Source organism: Nonomuraea sp. NPDC049421, assembly GCF_040677005.1.
Taxonomy (GTDB): Bacteria; Actinomycetota; Actinomycetes; order Streptosporangiales; family Streptosporangiaceae; genus Nonomuraea; species Nonomuraea salmonea.
Genome location: NZ_JBFAQA010000038.1, coordinates 1 through 18244, shown reverse-complemented (window position 1 = coordinate 18244; position 18244 = coordinate 1). Strand labels below are relative to the sequence as shown.

The 18244-nt window shown below is 71.0% G+C and carries 16 protein-coding genes; 12 read left to right on the top strand and 4 right to left on the bottom strand.

The annotated features are described in order from the left end of the window. Positions 1 to 74: 74 nt before the first annotated feature. Positions 75 to 845 carry a GDSL-type esterase/lipase family protein gene (locus tag AB0K18_RS43315; RefSeq protein WP_364926845.1) on the bottom strand — a complete coding sequence of 257 codons (771 nt, stop codon included), beginning with the start codon at positions 843 to 845 and terminating at the stop codon, positions 75 to 77. A 137-nt stretch (positions 846 to 982) separates the two neighbouring features. On the opposite strand from AB0K18_RS43315, the gene AB0K18_RS43310 reads away from it, so the two are divergent. From AB0K18_RS43310 to katG, 3 genes are all read left to right on the top strand, one after another. Continuing rightward, positions 983 to 1558, top strand: coding sequence for a helix-turn-helix domain-containing protein (locus AB0K18_RS43310; protein WP_364926843.1), 576 nt, complete (start codon positions 983 to 985; stop codon positions 1556 to 1558). A 92-nt stretch (positions 1559 to 1650) separates the two neighbouring features. Next, entirely contained in the window at positions 1651 to 2091 is a 441-nt protein-coding gene (locus tag AB0K18_RS43305) for a Fur family transcriptional regulator (protein ID WP_364926841.1), read from the top strand. 34 nt (positions 2092 to 2125) lie between these two features. Next, the gene (katG, locus tag AB0K18_RS43300) at positions 2126 to 4354 is read left to right on the top strand and encodes a catalase/peroxidase HPI (RefSeq protein WP_364926839.1); all 2229 of its coding nucleotides are present in this window, start codon (positions 2126 to 2128) and stop codon (positions 4352 to 4354) included. Positions 4355 to 4464: 110 nt separating this feature from the next. Here the strand turns inward: katG and AB0K18_RS43295 are convergent, their stop codons facing one another. Further along, positions 4465 to 5328 carry a hypothetical protein gene (locus AB0K18_RS43295; RefSeq protein ID WP_364926837.1) on the bottom strand — a complete coding sequence of 288 codons (864 nt, stop codon included), beginning with the start codon at positions 5326 to 5328 and terminating at the stop codon, positions 4465 to 4467. Positions 5329 to 5364: 36 nt separating this feature from the next. Here AB0K18_RS43295 and AB0K18_RS43290 point away from each other — a divergent pair, with 36 nt between their 5' ends. The 3 genes from AB0K18_RS43290 (at position 5365) to AB0K18_RS43280 (ending at position 8855) form a co-directional block, all read left to right on the top strand. Then, complete coding sequence (locus AB0K18_RS43290) at positions 5365 to 5970, top strand: CGNR zinc finger domain-containing protein (RefSeq protein WP_364927017.1); 606 nt, start codon at positions 5365 to 5367, stop codon at positions 5968 to 5970. A gap of 417 nt (positions 5971 to 6387) precedes the next feature. Beyond that, on the top strand, positions 6388 to 7833 hold the full coding sequence (locus AB0K18_RS43285) for an AMP-binding protein (RefSeq protein WP_364926835.1): 1446 nt from the start codon (positions 6388 to 6390) through the stop codon (positions 7831 to 7833). Beyond that, positions 7830 to 8855, top strand: a complete 1026-nt coding sequence (locus tag AB0K18_RS43280) for a hypothetical protein (protein WP_364926833.1) — start codon at positions 7830 to 7832, stop codon at positions 8853 to 8855. Before AB0K18_RS43285 ends, AB0K18_RS43280 begins: the two co-directional genes overlap by 4 nt. On the opposite strand, the gene AB0K18_RS43275 is transcribed toward AB0K18_RS43280, so the two are convergent. Then, positions 8842 to 11964: a BTAD domain-containing putative transcriptional regulator gene (locus tag AB0K18_RS43275; protein ID WP_364926831.1), complete on the bottom strand. Its 3123-nt coding sequence runs from the start codon at positions 11962 to 11964 to the stop codon at positions 8842 to 8844. The genes AB0K18_RS43280 and AB0K18_RS43275 overlap by 14 nt on opposite strands. A 143-nt stretch (positions 11965 to 12107) precedes the next feature. Beyond that, on the bottom strand, positions 12108 to 13550 hold the full coding sequence (locus AB0K18_RS43270) for an MDR family MFS transporter (protein WP_364926829.1): 1443 nt from the start codon (positions 13548 to 13550) through the stop codon (positions 12108 to 12110). A 469-nt stretch (positions 13551 to 14019) separates the two neighbouring features. Between AB0K18_RS43270 and lgt the strand changes: the two genes are divergently transcribed. From lgt to AB0K18_RS43240, 6 genes are all read left to right on the top strand, one after another. Next, positions 14020 to 14859: a prolipoprotein diacylglyceryl transferase gene (lgt, locus tag AB0K18_RS43265; protein WP_364926828.1), complete on the top strand. Its 840-nt coding sequence runs from the start codon at positions 14020 to 14022 to the stop codon at positions 14857 to 14859. Between the two features lie 19 nt (positions 14860 to 14878). Beyond that, on the top strand, positions 14879 to 15520 hold the full coding sequence (locus AB0K18_RS43260) for a class I SAM-dependent methyltransferase (protein WP_364926826.1): 642 nt from the start codon (positions 14879 to 14881) through the stop codon (positions 15518 to 15520). An 885-nt stretch (positions 15521 to 16405) separates the two neighbouring features. After that, positions 16406 to 16552, top strand: coding sequence for a hypothetical protein (locus AB0K18_RS43255; RefSeq protein WP_364926824.1), 147 nt, complete (start codon positions 16406 to 16408; stop codon positions 16550 to 16552). Positions 16553 to 16683: 131 nt separating this feature from the next. Then, positions 16684 to 16959, top strand: a complete 276-nt coding sequence (locus AB0K18_RS43250; protein ID WP_364926822.1) for a hypothetical protein — start codon at positions 16684 to 16686, stop codon at positions 16957 to 16959. 125 nt (positions 16960 to 17084) lie between these two features. Further along, entirely contained in the window at positions 17085 to 17504 is a 420-nt protein-coding gene (locus tag AB0K18_RS43245; RefSeq protein WP_364926820.1) for a hypothetical protein, read from the top strand. 187 nt (positions 17505 to 17691) lie between these two features. Next, entirely contained in the window at positions 17692 to 18117 is a 426-nt protein-coding gene (locus tag AB0K18_RS43240; protein ID WP_364926818.1) for a hypothetical protein, read from the top strand. The last annotated feature ends 127 nt before the right edge of the window (positions 18118 to 18244 follow it).

The following is an 18244-nucleotide window of genomic DNA, read 5'->3' as shown; positions in this document are numbered from 1 at the left end:
CGCGAGCGTAACCCGCCCCACCCGCCGACGGCAGCGACACAGCGCCCTTTCCGCGCTGGGCGGACACGCGGCGGTCACGGCTTGCCCGTGAGCCAGGTTGAGGTGAGGTCGGTGACCATCGAGGCGGCGCGGTCGGTCAGGTGGATGTGGTCAACCAGCAGCATGCGGCCGCCTGACGCCGCGATCTCGTCCCAGCTGCGGCGCAGCAGGTGGTGCTGGGCCGCGACCGTGAGTGCGAGGGGAAAGCTGAAGGCGTAGGACGTGCGGGGGCCGGCCTGGCGCAGGGTGTCGGCCATGCGCTCGTACAGGGGGAGGTAGTCGGCGCCCGTCGCGGCGGCGACCTCCTTGATGGCGGCGTTGTAGGCGGGCAGCCGGAGGTTGGGCCCGGCGTCGAGGTCCTCGCCGAGCGGGGGCAGCGACATGAGCGCGACGCGGGCGCCGGTGGCCTTGACGCGCTCGACGACGGTGCGCAGGTCGGCGCGGTAACGATCGGGCGGGACGTCGTCGCGTACGTCGTTGGTGCCGACGAGCAGCGTGACGGCGGCCGGGCGGCAGGCGACGACGTCGGTCTCGACGCGGGCGAGCAGGTCGGCGACCTTGTTGCCGTTGACGCCCGCGTTGACCACCTCGTACGCGGGATGCCGCGCCCGCACCGCCCCCACCCAGTCGGCACCCAGCGAGCCCTGCGTCATGCTGGCCCCGGCCGCTACCAGGCGGGGCCGGGTGGGCTCGGCGCCGCAGGCGGCGGATGGCGGGTTGTCGGGCGCCCGCAGGAAGGTCAGCCAGCCGACCACCCCGGCGGTCCCGAGCACGAAGACGAGCAGCGTGCCCAACGTGATGGTCACCGGGCGCACGACGGCACCTCGAAGAAGAGAACCACTTGACAGACTCCCATGGTGGGTAAACGCTCACTAACTTGTGCGGTGATGCTAGTGAGCGTTTACTAACAACGTCAAGTGTCGCCCAAGGAACCGGATGAGACATGGGAACGAGGGACGTGATCCTGGACGCCGCCGCCGCGGTGATGGCCGAGCACGGCCTGGCCAACGCGACGACCAGGCAGATCGCGCGGAAGGCCGGCTTCACCGAGGCCGCTCTCTACAAGCACTTCGCCAGCAAGGCCGACCTGCTGGTGGCCGTCCTGCGCGAGCGCTCCCCCGGTTTCGGCGCGCTGGCGGCGGCGCTCCAGGGCGGAGCCGGCCTGGAGAAGGACCTGACCGCCGTGGCAGGAGCGGCGATCGCGTTCTACCGGGCCGGGTTCCCGATGCTCGCCTCGATCTTCGCCGACCCCGGCACGCTGGCCGCGCACAACGAGGAGCTGCACCGGCAGGGCGCCGGTCCGCACAAGGCGAACGAGGCCGTGGCCGCGTACCTGCGCCGTGAGCAGGAGGCCAGCCGGGTGCGCGCCGGCGCCGACGTACGGGCGGCGGCGGGCCTGCTGCTGGGCGCCTGCTTCCAGTACGCCTTCCTGGAGCACATGTCGCCACCGGGCGAACGCGACGACGACGTGGCGGCGGCGGGTTTCGTCCGCGCCCTGCTCGACTCGCTGACCCCCTGATCAAAAGGCGGTCAAAGTTCCTTGAGACGACACTAAGATTGCATTATTCGTTATCTTGTATCGTTCGCGTTTAGGTGATTAAGTTGGGCGCTATGACCGCACCCCAGACGCCGACCGGCGCCGAGGAGCTACGCAGCGTCGGGCTGCGGGTGACCGCCGCCCGGGTCGCGCTGCTCGAGACCGTCCGCGACGGTGACCACCTCGACGTCGAGGCCATCGCCTCCGGGGTGCGCGACCGCGTCGGCCACATCTCGCTCCAAGCCGTGTACGAGGCGCTCAACGCCCTCACGGCCGCGGGCCTCGTCCGCCGCATCGAGCCGGCGGGCAGCCCGGCGAGATACGAGGGCCGGGTCGGCGACAACCACCACCACGTCGTCTGCCGCGTCTGCGGCGCCGTGGCCGACGTCGACTGCGCCGTCGGACACGCGCCGTGCCTGCACGCGTCCGACGACCACGGCTTCGCCATCGACGAGGCCGAGGTCATCTACTGGGGCCTGTGCCCCGACTGTTCCACCGCCACCAGCAGCTCTTGAGCACCCTGAGTCACATAGTCCGGAGGGATTCCCATTGTCTGAGAACCACGACGCGATCGTCACAGACCCGAAGACAGAGGATGGAGGCGGCTGCCCGGTAGCCCACCGCGCGCTCCACCCCACCCAGGGCGGCGGCAACCGTCAGTGGTGGCCTGAGCGGCTCAACCTGAAGATCCTGGCGAAGAACCCGGCCGTGGCCAACCCCATGGGCGAGGACTTCGACTACGCCGAGGCGTTCAAGAGCCTCGACCTGCCGGCCGTCAAGCGTGACATCGCCGAGGTGCTGACCACCTCCCAGGACTGGTGGCCGGCCGACTTCGGGCACTACGGGCCGCTCATCGTCCGGATGGCCTGGCACAGCGCGGGCACGTACCGCATCAGTGACGGCCGCGGCGGCGCCGGCGCAGGACAGCAGCGCTTCGCCCCGCTCAACAGCTGGCCCGACAACGGCAACCTCGACAAGGCCCGCCGCCTGCTGTGGCCGGTCAAGAAGAAGTACGGCAAGAAGCTGTCCTGGGCCGACCTGCTGATCCTGGCCGGCAACGTGGCGCTGGAGTCCATGGGCTTCAAGACGTTCGGCTTCGCCGGCGGCCGCGAGGACGTGTGGGAGCCGGAGGAGGACGTCTACTGGGGCCCCGAGACCACGTGGCTCGGCGACGCCCGCTACACCGGTGACCGTGAGCTGGAGAACCCGCTCGGCGCCGTCCAGATGGGCCTCATCTACGTCAACCCCGAGGGCCCCAACGGCAACCCCGACCCGCTGGCCGCCGCCCGCGACATCCGCGAGACGTTCCGCCGCATGGCGATGAACGACGAGGAGACGGCCGCGCTGATCGCCGGCGGTCACACGTTCGGCAAGACTCACGGCGCCGGTCCCGCCGAGCACGTCGGTCCCGACCCCGAGGCCGCGTCGCTGGAGGAGCAGGGTCTCGGCTGGCGCAACTCCTTCGGCACCGGCAAGGGCGGCGACGCCATCACCAGCGGCCTCGAGGGCATCTGGACCCCCACCCCGACCCAGTGGGACAACAGCTTCCTCGAGACCCTCTACGGCTACGAGTGGGAGCTGTTCAAGAGCCCCGCGGGCGCCTGGCAGTGGCGGCCGAAGGACGGCGCCGGCGACGGCACCGTCCCCGACGCCCACGACCCGAACAAGCGGGTGGCCCCGACCATGCTCACCACCGACCTGTCGCTGCGGGTCGACCCGATCTACGAGCAGATCACCCGGCGCTGGCTCGACCACCCCGACGAGTTCGCCGACGCGTTCGCGCGGGCCTGGTTCAAGCTGACCCACCGCGACATGGGCCCGGTCGTGCGCTACCTCGGCCCCGAGGTGCCCAGCGAGACGCTGATCTGGCAGGACCCGCTGCCCGAGCGGACGTACGAGCTGATCGACGCCGGCGACGTCGCCATCCTCAAGAGCCAGATCCTGGCCTCCGGCCTGTCGGTCTCCGAGCTGGTCTCCACCGCGTGGGCGTCGGCCTCGTCCTTCCGCGGCAGCGACAAGCGCGGCGGCGCCAACGGCGCCCGCATCCGCCTGCAGCCGCAGGCCGGGTGGGAGGTCAACGACCCCGACAGGCTCGCGACCGTGCTCGGCACGCTTGAGGGCGTCCAGAAGGCGTTCAACGGCGCGCAGACCGGCGGCAAGCAGGTGTCGCTCGCCGACCTGATCGTGCTGGCGGGCAACGTCGGCGTCGAGAAGGCCGCCAAGGACGCGGGCTTCGAGATCGAGGTGCCGTTCCGTGCCGGTCGTGTGGACGCCACGCAGGAGCAGACGGACGTCGAGTCGTTCGCCGCGCTCGAGCCGACGGCCGACGGCTTCCGCAACTACCTGGGCAAGGGCAACCGGCTGCCGGCCGAATACCTGCTCATCGACCGCGCCAACCTGCTGACGCTCAGCGCGCCCGAGATGACCGTCCTGGTCGGCGGCCTGCGCGTGCTCGGCGCCAACCACCAGCAGTCCCAGCACGGCGTCCTCACCACGACGCCCGGCACGCTGACGAACGACTTCTTCGTCAACCTGCTCGACCTGGGCACCACCTGGACGGCGACGTCCGGCGACAGCAGCACCTTCGAGGGCCGCGACGCCGCCACCGGCGAGGTCAAGTGGACCGGCACCCGCGCCGACCTGGTCTTCGGCTCCAACTCGGAGCTGCGGGCGGTCGCCGAGGTGTACGCCTGCGACGACGCCAAGGAGAAGTTCGTCAAGGACTTCGTGGCCGCGTGGGACAAGGTCATGAACCTCGACCGGTTCGACCTGGCCTGATCGCTCGGTCTCACGGGCCCGTCATCTTCGAGGTGGCGGGCCCGCCTTTTTGCGGCTGATCGGGCCCTTGCGGTTGGTCGGGCCCTTTGCAGGCCCGCGTGCCGGGGGCGTCAGGTGACGGTGATCTTGCCGATGCCGAGCGTGGTCTGGGCGGGCAGGATGCCCGACTCGAACACCGCGCCGAGCAGCGGCAGGTTCAGCTGCGCGAGCAGCGCGGCGCGCTCCTCACCGAGCGCCTTCCAGGGACCGGCGGCGAGCTGGTCGGTGTGGCGTTCGACCCGGTTGCGCAGGGCGTGGCCCTCCGGGGTGGCCAGGCCGCCGGCGTCCACGAGCCCCCTGGCGGCCAGCCGCTCACGGGCGGCGCCCCACTCCTCCTCGCTCCACCCGCGTCCGGCGAAGTTGGCGACCGGCGCGGCCCCCACGGCGGCGAACGACACCAGCGCCTCGCACCCGTCGAGCCCCGCGGCCTGCAACGCCGTCAGATGCCCGTCGCCGCGGTGCTCGCGCAGCACCGTGTACGCCTGCCACAACCGCACGTGCGGCTCGTCGGGCCAGGGCAGCGCGAGGTTGGCGGCGGCCAGCGGCCGATGCGCGACGTCGGCGCTCTCCGCCGCCCTGACCGCCAGCTCCGCCGCCTCCGCCAGCGGCTTCACGTCGTCCACGAGGGCGCGAATCGTCCGGTCCACCGCCCGCAGCCGGGCTTCCAGCACCTGCTCGGGGGAGGCCGTCTCCCAGATCGACGGCACGTACTCGGCGATCATGGCCGGGCTGAAGCTGTAATAGGTGGCCGCGACCAGGCCGCGCCCCGCGGCGCCGAGCACCGCCGTACGCCAGGCGAAGTAGCTCGGCCAGCGCGGCTCGACGGCGTAACCGAGGGCGGCGGCCTCCTCGAACGCCTCCTTGCTGAAGTAGAGCGGCGCGTGCACCGGCTCGATGTGGTGCCACATCTGCCGGGCGAGCTGGTCGAAGGTCACGAAGGATCCTCACTGTCTAGATAAGCTATGCCAGTGATGGTAGAAGCCTGGCGAATCACTGGTCAAGCCGAAATAGACAGTTATGTCGGGAGCAGGGTCGAGCTGGCCGTCCAGCTGATCAACTCCCTGGCCACGCCGTACGCGCACGGCCGCGGCGTCACGCCCCCTCCCTTGGCAGCCGACCGCCTCGCGGCGGTCGTCGCCGCCCAGGAACACCTGACGGTCCACCCGCCCGCGAGCGTCCTCACCCCGGCCGACGCCGACCGCCTGGCCGAGATCGCCGCCTGCCTGCGCCCGCTGTTCGCCGCCGGCGACCGCCTCACCGACGCGACGGCCGGACTCAACGACCTCCTCGTACGCCACCACGCCGTCCCCAACCTGCACGGCAGCCCCGCGAACCCGCTCGGCCTGTCCTTCCACCGCCCCGACGCCGACCCCGTGGACGCCTGGGCGGCCGACATGGGCACCGCCCTCGCCATGGTGATCGGCGTCGGCCAGTCCGCGCGCCTGGGTGCCTGCCAGGCAGAAAGATGCTCCCTGGTCTTCTACGACACCACGAGGAACGCCTCCCGCCGCTTCTGCGACCTGTCCTGCCAGAACCGCGCCAAGGCCAGCGCCTACCGCGCGAGAAAACGCGGCTGACCCCTTTGGGGTGCCCTCAAGAGACTCAGCCCTCGTCAGCCCCGACCACCAGATCGTCGGGAGCGCCTGACCCACACGGCCGAGCCCGGGTCGTAACCGCCCACCGCCCCACATGATCGCGCCCTGACCCGTGCGCACACCACCGTGATCGTGTGGTGATCATGTGCAGGGTTTGTGGAGGCGGAGGCGATCGTTGCGGTGAGGCGATCACTCACGCGCCTCGCCGCGGGCTTCCGCGGCAGCCATCCGAAGGGAGAACCCTGTGGTCAAGATGAGCATGCGCTACGCCAGGTACGCGCTCAGCACCCTGACGACCGCGCTGTTCCAGATCCCCGCCACCTGAGGGAACTGAGCCGGCCGGTCCCTCCGGGGGGCCGGCCGGCCGGGGTCGCTCCGTTCCGATGAAGTGAGGTGTCCTTGCTCGCCACAGCCGCTCGACAGCTTCGTCACGCCGCCACCGTGCTCCGCGGCGGGAAATTCGACGTGGACGCCCTGGGGAAGCTGGTGACCGACCTCCGCGGGATGCTGGCTGAGCTGGGCGAGCCTGGTGAGGGCCCGAACGAGCTGCTGCCCGGCGGCGGCGTCGACGACCCGGAGATCAGGCGCTCGATGGCGGACCGCCGGCTGCGGCAGGCGATCAGGCGGGCGGCCGGGCACACCGCGTACTACCGGCTCTGGTTCGAGCAGCACGGCGTCGATCCGGCCGCGATCGGGCTCGACCAGCTCTCCCAGGTGGCCACCACCCCCAAGTCGGCCCTGCGCGGCGCCGGCCCCGCGTTCGTGTCGGACGTGAGCGAGCCGGTCCTGATGGCACAGACCACCGGCACCACGGGCACGCCGGCCATCGTCTGGTTCTCGCGCTACGAACTGGAGCTGGCGGCGGTGCTGTCGGCGATCTCGTACCTGATGGTGGGCGACACGCGCGAGCACCACGTCGGGCTGTCGTGCATCAGCTCGCGCGCGACCGTCGGCCTGGTCACGGCCCAGCGTGCGCTGACCATGGTGGGCGCCGGCTTCATCGCGCAGGGGCTGGTCGATCCGGGCATCGCGCTCGACCGGCTGGCCGCGCCGCTGCATCTGCCGGGCAAGCTGCCGTACGTCAGCGACCTCTACACCGTCCCCTCCTACCTGGGCGCGCTCGTGCAGCGGGCCGAGCGGGACGGCTGGCAGGCGAAGGACTTCGGGCTGCGCCGGGTGATGACCGGCGCGGAGATCCTCACCGACGCGCTGCGCGAGCGCGTACGCGAGACGTTCGGTGTGCCGGTGTCCGACGTGTACGGCATGACGGAGCTGGTCCCCACCACCGGCATGGTGTGCTCCGAGCAGCACCTGCACCTGGCCGTCGAGCAGGCCCACTTCGAGATACTCGACGTGGACGCCGACACCCCGGTCGCCCCCGGCGAGGTGGGCGAGCTGGTCGCCACCCCGTACACCCCTTACCGCGAGACGACGCTGCTGGTCCGCTACCGGACGGGCGACCTCGTACGCCGCCTGCCCGACGAGCCGTACGGCTGCGAGCTGGCCGCGCTCCCCGCCACGTCCAGGATCGTCGGGCGGGCCTCCCACTACGGCGGCGGCCCGACCGACCGCGACATCCTGGAGGTGCTGCAGGCGGTGCGCGAGGTCCCACTGCCGACGAGGTACGCGCTGACCGGCGACCCGAAGAAGCCCGACCTGCACGTCGTCGCCCCACGCCGGGGCGGCACGCTGGGCCGCATCGAGGAGCTGGCGACGGAACGTGCGCTCCCCGTCGCCGAGATCGTGCTCGTGGACACCGCCGACGAGTTGCCCGAGCCGTGCCGGGTGCGCGCCGACCTGTACGAGCACAGCTTCGAGTCATCGCCCTCCGGAGACCCCCGATGATCACCTTGCCGAACCTCGCCCTGCTCGACGTCGTCATCGCCGCGATCGTGCTGGGCGCACTCGGCTACGTGCGGCGCTACTCGCTGCCACGCCCGCCGATCGGCTACTCGACCACCTCCGACGTGCTCATCATGAGCTGCCTGGTGGTGGTGATGCCCGTCGGCTACCTCGCGCTGCCCGGCCCCGCGGTCTCCACCGTGTTCGGCGTGCTCTTCCTGGCCAGCGTCCAGATGACGCTGGCGCCGGTGATCGGCGGCCGGCGGGCCACGCTCGCCTCGGTGCTGCTGGTCGCCGCCACGGTGGCGGCCGCGGTCGCCGGGCTCGACGGCATGGTGCTGGCGTTCAACGCGCTGCTCATCGCGATCTCCGTGATCGGCGTGACCAGCCTGTGGGCGCAGACCGGCATGTCGGCGGGTCACGTGGCGGCGTTCGCGACCGTGCTGGCGGTGTACGACCTGTTCGCGACCGGGCTCGGCGACCTGACCGACCGGTTCCTCGCCCAGGTGGTGGGCCAGCCGTTCGCGCCGCTCCTGGCGGTGACGGGCGGGACGGCGCCGGTGGCGGCGGGCCTCGGCGACTGCCTGATGCTCGCGCTGTGGCCGATGGTGGCGGCGAAGGCGTACGGCAGGGTGGCCGCCTGGATCGGCGCGGTCGCGGGCCTCGGCCTGATCGTGCTGGTCGAGATCGGGTTCGCGACCGGGGTGCTGCGCTCGGGGATGGCGTTCCTGACCGTGCTCGGTCCCGCGATCCTCATCCAGTACGTGCTGTGGCGCCTGCTTCGGGGGGCCGAGCGGCGTACGTACGCGTGGCTCGGCGTCCCCGCCTCGGGGCTGGACACCTCCGGCCGCGTCGAGCGGCTGACCGGCGCGCTGCGCGCCGCGCAGACGGCCGAGACGCCGTCCGGCACCTGGGTGGCCGTCGACGGCGACGCGGTGATCGCGCACGGCCCGACACCGGGTACGGCGCTGCGTGCCGCCCGCCGCGCCGGCTATGAGGGCACACCGTTCGTCAAGCAGATGTGACCAGCGCGGCGGTCAGCACGCGCTCCTGCGCCCCCGCCGCGCTGACGACCGCATGCGCCCGCCGCCACATTCTCCTGGCCGCATCCGCCTGCCCCATGGCCTGCCTGGCGTGGCCCAGCAGGATCAGCGTCCTCGCGCGGGCGAGCCGCTGCCCGGTCCTGCGGAAGACGTCGAGCGCCGCGCCGCAGCTCTCCGCGCAGGCGGCCGGCTCGCCCAGGTCGAGCCGGGCGGCGGCGACGGCGGCGTGCGCCCTGCCCAGCGCCAGGCCGTAGCCGCGTTCCGCCAGGTGGCGCGCCTGCTCGGCGCGGGCCAGCGCCTCGGCGGGCCGCCCCTGGGCGCGGGCCAGCTCCGAGCGGATCAGCAGCAGCTCCACCTGGTTCGGCCGGTGGCCGGTGTGCCCGGCCGACGACTCGGCGGCGGCGAGGCGCTCGCCTGCCTCGGTGAGGTCGCCGCGGCGCAGGTGCACGAACGCGTGCCCGACCAGCGCGCGTACCTCGACCTCGGTGTTCTCGGCGCTCCTCGCCACGGCCGCGGCCTGCTCGTGGGCCCGCAGCGCGGCGTCGTAGCGGCCGGCGTCGCGGTGCACGCAGCCGAGCGACTCCAGCGCCATGGCCTCGACGTACGGCGACCCGATCTCGCGCCCGGCCGCCAGCGCCTGGTCGAGCGCGGCCTGGGCGTCCGCGAGCCGGCCCAGCTCCCGCCGCACCACGCCCAGGTTGGTCAGCAGGACGGCTTCGAGCTGGCGCTTGCCGACCTCGGCGGCCGCGGCCAGCGCCTCCAGGTTGCGCTGCTCCGCCTCGCGCAGCAGGCCCAGGTCGAGGGTGAGCGAGGCGAGGTTGCCGAGGCTGGACGTCTCGCCCGCCCGGTTGCCCAGCTCCCGGTCGATCGCGAGGGCCCGGCGGAACTGATCGGCGGCCTGCTCGGCGTCGCCCGCCTGCGCGAGCGCCACCCCGCCGGCCCGCAGCACGGCCGCCTCACCCGCGAGCCAGCCGGCGCGGCGCAGGAAGGGCAGCGCCTGGCGGTAAGCGTCGATGGCGGCGTCGAGGTCGGTGATGCGCCAGCGCGCGTAGCCGATCGACATCAGCATCGTGCCCTGCCCGAGGTCGTCCTGGTCGGCGCGGGCGGCCTTCAGCCCCAGCTCGGCGATGCGCAGGCACTCGGCGACCGGCCGCCGCCAGGGCAGCACGTCGCGCAGCGCGTCGGCCAGCCGCCAGGCCATCGCGTACGGGCCGCGCTCGGCGGCGCGGGCGATCAGCGCGGCCACGATGTCCCACTCCCGCTCCAGCCAGCTCTCCGCCTCGGCCCGGTCGGCGAACGTCAGCGGCGTCGCCCCCGTGTCATGGCCGCCCGGCGCCGGCCCGACCACGCGGACGTCCACGTGCTCGCCGGCCGCGACGATCGTGCGCAGGTAGAAGTCGAAGTAGCGGGTGACCGCCAGCTCGCGCTCCTCGGGCGGGTCGTCCGCGAGCGCCTGCTCCGCCGCGTACGCGACCAGCAGGTCGTGGCAGGTGTAGCGGCCGGGCCCGGCGTTCATCAGGTGGACCCGCGCGAGGTCGTCGAGCAGCCCGGCCGTCTCGCCCGCAGGGAGGCGGGACAGCGCGGCCGCGCCGGGCACCGTGACGCCGGTGTTGGGCAGCAGCCCGACCAGCCGGAACAGCCGCCGGCCCGCCGGGGTCAGCGTCTCGTGGGAGCGGCCGACCGCGCCGCGCACCGCCGTACGCCGGTCGCCCGGCACCTCCAGCTTGGAGAGCAGGTCCCGCTCGTCCAGCTCGGCCACGTAGTCGGCGAGCGCGCGGTGCGGGCTCGCCGCCACCTTCGCGCCGGCCACCCGCAGCGCCAGCGGCAGCCGCGCGCACAGCTCGGCCAGCCGGGCCGCGACCTGCGGCTCCCGCTCGATGCGGTCCTTTCCGACGGTGTCGGCGAGCAGGTCGAGCGCCGCGTCCTGGTCGAGCACGTCCAGCGTGACCGAGGCCGCCGACTCCAGCGCCACCAGGCCGCTCAGCCGGTCGCGGCTGGTGACGAGCATCCGGGAGCCGCTGCCCGGCGGGATCAGCGCTCTGATCAGGTCGGGGTCGGCGGCGTTGTCCAGCACCACGAGAACGCGCTGCTCGGCCAGGATCGTCCGGTAGAGGCCGATCTGTGCCTCCAGATCGACGGGAATGTCCTTCGCGGGCCAGCCGAGCGCCTGGATCAGCCGGGGCAGCGCCTCGGCGGCGCTCATCGCCGGCGCCCGGTCGAAGCCGCGGGCGTCGAGGAAGAGCTGGCCGTCCGGGAAGCGCTCGGCGACGCGGTGGGCCCAGTGGACGGCCAGCGTGGTCTTGCCCACTCCCGCGCCACCGACCACCAGGGTCAGCTTGGCGAGCGGCGTCTCGTCCAGCCTGGCCAGCTCCGCCCGCCGGCCCACCAGGCGGCCCAGCGCGGGCGGGAGCTGGCGGGGGACGATGCGGCGGGCGCTCTCGCGTACGGACGCGTCGTTGCCCAGGATCGCGGCGTGCAGGTCCTGCAGCTCGGGGCCCGGCTCGACGCCCAGCTCCGCCCCGAGGACGGCGCGGACCCGGCCGTACATCTCCAGCGCCTCCGCCCGCCGGCCCGACCGGTGCAGCGCGATGATGAGCTGCCGCCAGACGCGCTCGTTGATCGAATGATCCTCGGCCAGCGCGCGCAGCTCGCCGATCAGCTCCTCGTGCAGGCCGAGACGCAGGCGGAGGTCCGTCCAGTCGCAGCGGGCGGACAGCGCCAGCTCCTCCAGGTCGGCGACGCGCGGCAGCACGCTCGCGGTGAGCTGCGCGTCCTCGGCCGGCCTGCCGCGCCACAACACCAGCGCCGACCGGTACGCCTCATGGGCCTTCGCCAGGTCGCCTGCGTCGGCGTGGTGGCGGGCCTCGCTCAGCGTGTCCTCGAAGACGAACAGGTCGAGCTGGCCGCGGTCGAGGGCGAGGAGATAGTGGTGGTCCTGGGTGACGAGGCCGGGGGCGACCGTACGGCGCAGGCGGGTGACGTAGCTGTGGATGTTCGACACCGCCGAGGCGGGCGGATCCTCCCACAAGCAGTCGATCAGCCGCTCGAGCGAGACCGGCGTGTTGGGGTAGAGCAGCAGGACGCCCAGCATCGACCGCTGCTTTCCCGGGACGTGCACCGGCCCGTCCGCGGAAAGGGCCTGAACAGCACCGAGAATGCGAAACGCGGTCACAGGCGACCTTCCTCGTCGACGATCACGAGTTGTACACCGGCCGCCGCGACCGCGCAAGACGCCTACTTCGAGGCGTCGGCCCTGGCCGGAAGGAGCAGGGCGGTGACCACCACGGCCACCGACAGCACCGCGCCGATGACGAACGCCAGCCGCATGCCGCCGAGGTCGGCGAGCACGTCGCTGACCCCTGACGCCCGCAGCGACGCGCTGCGCGTGCTCATCACAGTGATCACCATCGCCGTGCCGATGGCCGCCGCGACCTGCTGCAACGTGCTGAGGATCGAGCTGCCGTGCGAGTAGAGCGCGGGCGGGACCGCGCCGAGCCCGAGCGTGAAGACCGGGGTGAACGTGGCCGCCAGGCCGATGGACAGCAGCGCGTGGAGCGCCAGGATCTGCCAGTAGGGCGTCGTCATCGTGATCTGGGTGAACCCGGTGAGCGACAGCATGATCGCCACCGCGCCCGGCACCACCAGCACCCGGCCGCCGAACTTGTCGAACAACCGCCCCACGGCCGGCCCCAGCAGCCCCATCGCCAGACCGCCGGGCATGACCAGCAGCCCGGTCTCCAGCGGGCTGAACGCCCTGACGTTCTGCAGGTAGAGCGGCAGCAGCACCATCGAGCCCAGCATCGCCATGAAGGCCACCGCCATCATGATCAGCGCGACGGTGTACGTGCGGTGGCGCAGCGTCCGCAGGTCGACCAGCGGCACCCCGCGCCGCTGCAGCACGAGCTGCCGGACCACGAACACCGCGATCATCACCAGCCCGGCCACCACGATGGCCGCCGCCATCCCGGCCTCGCCGCCCTCGAACCGGCTCAGCCCGTAGACCAGCCCGCCGAACCCGGCCGCCGCCGTCACCACACTGAACCAGTCGATCGTGCCGACCCGCGGCTCCCCGACGTTCTGCAGCTGCGCGAGGCCACGCCACGTCACCAGCGCCGCGATCGGCAGCACCACCGCGAACAACAGCCGCCACGACCCGAAGCTCAGGATCAGCCCGGAGATCGTCGGCCCCATGGCGGGCGCCACCGAGATCGCCAGGCTGACGCTGCCCATCACCCTGCCCCGGTTGTGCTCCGGCACGACGTGCATCAACGTGGTCATCAGCAGCGGCATCATCACGGCCGTGCCCGACGCCTGCACGATGCGGGCCCCGAGCAGCACCTCGAACGACGGCGCCACCGTGGCCAGCGCGGTGCCCAGCAGGAACAGGCCCATCGCGGTCGCGTACGCGCCGCGCGTGGTCACCCGCTGCAGGAACCACCCCGTGATCGGGATCACCGCGGCCATCGTCAGCATGAACGCGGTCGAGAGCCACTGCGCGGTCTGCTCGCCGATGCTCAGGGCGGTCATGAGGCGCGGGATCGCGTTGATCATGATCGTCTCATTGAGGATGACCACGAACGTGGCCAGCACCAGCAGCCGGATCACCGGCGGCGTGCGCCGTGACCCGGCGGCCTCCTCGGCCTTCGGCGGTGCTGCGTCGTGCGTTGAAGTGATCACGGAGCCTCGATCTCGGTCGCCCGTCAACAGGGGATCAGAAGGGGTGTTGTCTGGGACGGTCATCGTCGTCATGCACATACTGACCGCCGCCACCGACAGAATTCATCGGCGGTCCGCACGGGCGGTTCCGTGCGGGCGGTTCTCTTCGGGGCTGTTCTCTGCGGGCGGCCCTGCAGGATTCTCCGCAGACAGTCCGCACGACGCGGCTCTGCGGAGGTTCTCTGCGGGACAGTCCGCGCGGGTCGGTTCTGCGGGGGTCTCCACCGGGGGGTCTCCACCAGGGGTCTCCACCGGGGGTCTTACCGTCGTTGGCGCACCCTCGGTAAGCGCCGAGCCGGCGCTCCCCATTCCCGATTTATGCGGATATTTCGTGATCGAATCTGCTTCCCGCGCGTGCGTGACCATTCCGGAAGGTCCGATCAGGTCACGTACCTGCCCATCCGGGGCTGCATCCGTTAGCGTCACCACCATGTCCCTCGCCCTGATTCCCAGCCCCCCGGAGGGGGTCTGGCATCTCGGGTTCATCCCGATCCGGGCCTACGCGCTGTGCTTCATCGTGGCCATCGCCGTCGGCATCTGGATCAGCGACCGCCGCTGGCGCGCCCGAGGCGGCGAACCGGGCACGATCAGCGACATCGCCGTCCCCGGCGTCGTCTTCGGCCTGATCGGCGCCCGCCTCTACCACGTCATCACCGACTGGCAGATCTACTTCGGCCCGCGCGCCATCAAGGAGCCGTACCAGGCGTTGTTCATCTGGGAAGGCGGGATGAGCATCTGGGGCGCGGTCGCGCTGGGCGGGGTCGGGGTGTGGCTCGCCTGCCGCCGCCGCGGCCTGTCGCTCGGAGCCGTCGCCGACACGGTCGCGCCCGGCATCGCCATCGGTCAGGCCATCGCGCGGTGGGGCAACTGGTTCAACCAGGAGCTGTACGGCAGCCCCACCACGCTCCCCTGGGGCCTGGAGATCGACCAGGCGCACGGCGGCGAGCCCGGCGTCCTCTACCACCCGACCTTCCTGTACGAGTCGCTGTGGGACCTCGCGCTCGGCCTCGCCCTGATCGGCATCGGCCGGCGCTTCGACCTCCAGCACGGGCGGTTGTTCGCCGTCTACGTCGCCGGGTACACACTGGGCCGCTTCTGGATCGAGGGGCTGCGGATCGACGCGGTGGGCGGGGTGGATCACGCGGTGACGTTCCTGTCCCTGCGGATCAACCAGTGGACGTCGATCGTGCTGTTCGCGGGGGCGCTCGTGTACTTCTGGCTGGCCCGTCGCAAGGACGCCGAGGAGATCGTCGTACCGGCCAGGTCCTGATGGGCTACAGTCGTCCGCCATGCCCGACGAACCCTCCCCCTACCTGACCGCCACCGCCACCGCGTACGACGCCGTCGCCGACCTCTACACCGACCTGGTCCGCGACTCGCTCGACGGCCTGCCCCTGGACCGCGCGATCGTCGCCGCCTTCGCCGAACTCGTACGCGCGGACGGCCCCCGCCCGGTCGTCGAGGCCGGCTGTGGCCCCGGCTACATGACCGCCCACCTGCGTGACCTCGGCCTTGACGCCTCCGGCGTCGACCTCTCGCCCGCGTTCATCGAGATCGCCCGCCGCGACCACCCCGGCCTGCGCTTCGAACTCGGTTCGATGGGCGCGCTCGACGTACGGGACGGCTCGCTGGGCGGCCTGCTGTCCTGGTACTCGATCATCCACACCCCGCCGCAGGAGCTGCCGCCCTACCTGACGGAGTTCCGCCGCGTGCTGGCACCCGGCGGCCACTTCCTGATCGGCTTCTTCGAGTCGGAGGGCGAGCCGGTGACGGAGTTCGACCACAGGGTCACCGCGGCCTACCGCTGGCCCATCGACGAGTTGGCCGACCTGCTCCGCAAGGAGGGCTTCACGGAGGTCGCCCGCATGCTCCGCGAACCCCTGGAGGGAGAACGCTTCCGCCGCGGCCACCTCCTGATGCGCGCGGTGTGATGGGCGCGGTGTGACCGGCTAGCGCTCCCAGATCGATTCGAGCCGCCGAGCGAGTTGATCCTCCGTCCCCCCTCGATTGAGAAAGGCCCGGATCTCCTGAGCCTGAGCGATCGTCGGCAGCCGCCCGTCAAGCAGAAAAGGCAACAACGACCGCCGCGCCACCAGCTCACGCTCAGAGATCCCGTATGGCCTGCGCACCACCGCCACATTGACCCGCAGCCCATGCTCGTTCCCGGGCGGAACACCGGGCCGATCGACCTCGATGGCGACGTACCGAAACCCGTTGGCCAGATCACAAGCCCGACACCCCGCCGGCCCCCGGCTCAACCTGCTCCCGCACTCCCCGCAGGTGAGCCGATCGTAAGCGGCGTCCACGACTCGCCAGACATGCTTGTCCGGCTCATCAACCACGATGGCGGCGACATCCCGCTCCTCCTGAGGACCGAGCCCACCGAACTCCCGAGCAACGAACGCCCGCCACGCGGCCTCAACGACCTCGTCGACGACGGCAGCACAGGCCCGGCACCCAGGCGCCCCAGCAGGCTCCCACCGCTTACACGAGATACACCGTCGCACCCAGGAACGCTATCCCGCACCCTTCAGAAACTCACCCGAATATTCCCCGGCGAAGCCGTCGGTGCCGCTGTGTAACGTCTTTCGAATGGACGACACCGGCAGAGGCCGCCAGGCCGCACACGCGTACATGGACAGCGCCGAACGCCGCGACTGGCCGCAGGCCGCACCCACCTCGTAGAACGCTACTGACCACCGAAGGCAGACAGGGCAATGGCCGGTTGGATTGCGGGGGGTTACGCGGCGCTTGTCGTGCTTCTCGGGATCTTAGGCCGGCTCACCGCGAAAAGAGGCGTACCAGATGTTTTTGTCATGGGACAGTCGGTGCTGACCCTGCCCCTCAGTTATCTCGTCTCCCGGACCCGCTTGAGCGGGATCGCCTGGGCGATCGCTGTTGACCTGGTCGGTCTCGTACAGGCGGGCATTCTGTGGTCGGCGCTCACAGCCTTTGACGTGTGATTTCCCTCTGAAAAAATCACGGTGCAGCAAAAGGCGGTCGGTAACAAAATCTTGGTGAGCGTGAATTGTCGCCCTGGTGGCTCATACCGGCGATCGGCGCTTCGCTCCTCGTGGTCGTTCTCAGTTATTTCTTGACCGTCGCCGTGTCGGAAGGGGCCCCTGCGGTGCTGGTCTTCGGGGTGCCTCTGCGGCCCTGTACTTCTTGGAAGAGACCCCGCTTACGCCTCGCCACCATCGCCGTCCAGCTCGCCATCCCGGTGCTCGACGTCATCGGGTTCCTGATCGACGGCACTGTCACCTGGGTCATCAGCGCGCCCTGCACCGCACTCATCGTGGCTCTGCTCCTGCTGCCGTCGGCCAAGGCCTGGTTCTCCGCCGCGCCCTCGCGCGTCCCGGCGCCTGGCTGAGCCTCACCGCTTACTGCGGGGTGGACAGAACCTTGCCCGATCTTGTCCAGGTATGGGTGATCACGACAGAATCAGTTCAGACTTCAACTTCTCAGTTGGGGCGTCACCACATGGATAGGAGAGGCATGAAGCGCACCATGTCCGTTCTCGCCGCCGGCGCCCTCGGCGCCACGCTCGCCGGCACGACTCCCGCGTCCGCTTCCTCCATTGACTGCACCACCGGCGGATACACCCGGGTCGTGAACACCTACGTGCCCACCAACGTCGAGCGCCCCGGGGTCGACAACGCGCTCTACAACATCAACGGGCCGCAGCCGCACACGTACGAGATCTGCCTCGACATTCCGGACGGCGAGACGTTCACCATCAAGCTGAAGAATTTGAACGACGGCCTGAAGACCTTCTTCACCGACGACCGGCCCGGCGACAAAATCCTCCGTTACACCATTCCCGCCAACTTCGCCTGGCAGGTGCACGGCACGTTGACCGGCCCCGGCAGCACTTTCCTCTATTACACCTGGAACGAGAAGCGCACCCCGGCCTGATGCCGAACGCAGGGTGACCGCCAAGGCCACATCCCGGCCACGGGGTGTGGCCTTATAACCATCACATCACTTGACTTAAGATCGCAGGATTTCTTGCCCGCCCTTGTCCGGGAGTGCGCACGCACGCCAGAATCAGTTCATCCTTCAACTACCCGGTTGGAGACTCACTGCACGGATGAGGAGAGGCATGAAGCGCACCATCTCCCTGCTCGCCGCCGGGGTCCTCGGCGCCACGCTCACCGTCACCAGTCCCGCATCCGCCGCCACCTCAGGCATCGACTGCACCGCCGGGGATTACACCCGGGTCGTGAACAGCTACGTCCCCTCCAATGTCCAACGCCCCGCGATCGACGGCCGCCAGTACAACATCGGCCTCTCGTTCGCGTACGACTATGAAATCTGCCTCGACATCCCGGACGGCGAGACGTTCACCATCGAAATACGGATCTGGAACAACGGGAACCAGACCACGTTCGTGGACGACCGGCCCGGCGACAAAATCTTCCGCTATTCGCTGGAGCCGGACAGCTTCTGGCAGGTCTACGGCACACTGACCGGCCCCGGCAGCACGTACATTGATTACAGCTGGTACGAGAAACAACTCACGTCCTGATGCCCCTAAGGGGCCACATCCCCACTGAGCCTTTCACGTGAGGGCGGCGCGGCCGGAGCCTCCCGAGGCGGCGCGGAGGGCGAGTCGTCCACATGCCGGGGCGTGCCCGGGGCCGATGAGCGGCCCC

Coding starts and splice junctions, on each gene's coding strand:
- AB0K18_RS43310 (WP_364926843.1), top strand. CDS start 983: ATGGGAACGAGGGACGTGATCCTGGACGCCGCCGCCGCGGTGATGGCC.
- AB0K18_RS43305 (WP_364926841.1), top strand. CDS start 1,651: ATGACCGCACCCCAGACGCCGACCGGCGCCGAGGAGCTACGCAGCGTC.
- AB0K18_RS43290 (WP_364927017.1), top strand. CDS start 5,365: ATGGTAGAAGCCTGGCGAATCACTGGTCAAGCCGAAATAGACAGTTAT.
- AB0K18_RS43280 (WP_364926833.1), top strand. CDS start 7,830: ATGATCACCTTGCCGAACCTCGCCCTGCTCGACGTCGTCATCGCCGCG.
- AB0K18_RS43275 (WP_364926831.1), bottom strand. CDS start 11,964: ATGCTGGGCGTCCTGCTGCTCTACCCCAACACGCCGGTCTCGCTCGAG.
- lgt (WP_364926828.1), top strand. CDS start 14,020: ATGTCCCTCGCCCTGATTCCCAGCCCCCCGGAGGGGGTCTGGCATCTC.
- AB0K18_RS43260 (WP_364926826.1), top strand. CDS start 14,879: ATGCCCGACGAACCCTCCCCCTACCTGACCGCCACCGCCACCGCGTAC.
- AB0K18_RS43255 (WP_364926824.1), top strand. CDS start 16,406: ATGGGACAGTCGGTGCTGACCCTGCCCCTCAGTTATCTCGTCTCCCGG.
- AB0K18_RS43245 (WP_364926820.1), top strand. CDS start 17,085: ATGAAGCGCACCATGTCCGTTCTCGCCGCCGGCGCCCTCGGCGCCACG.
- AB0K18_RS43240 (WP_364926818.1), top strand. CDS start 17,692: ATGAAGCGCACCATCTCCCTGCTCGCCGCCGGGGTCCTCGGCGCCACG.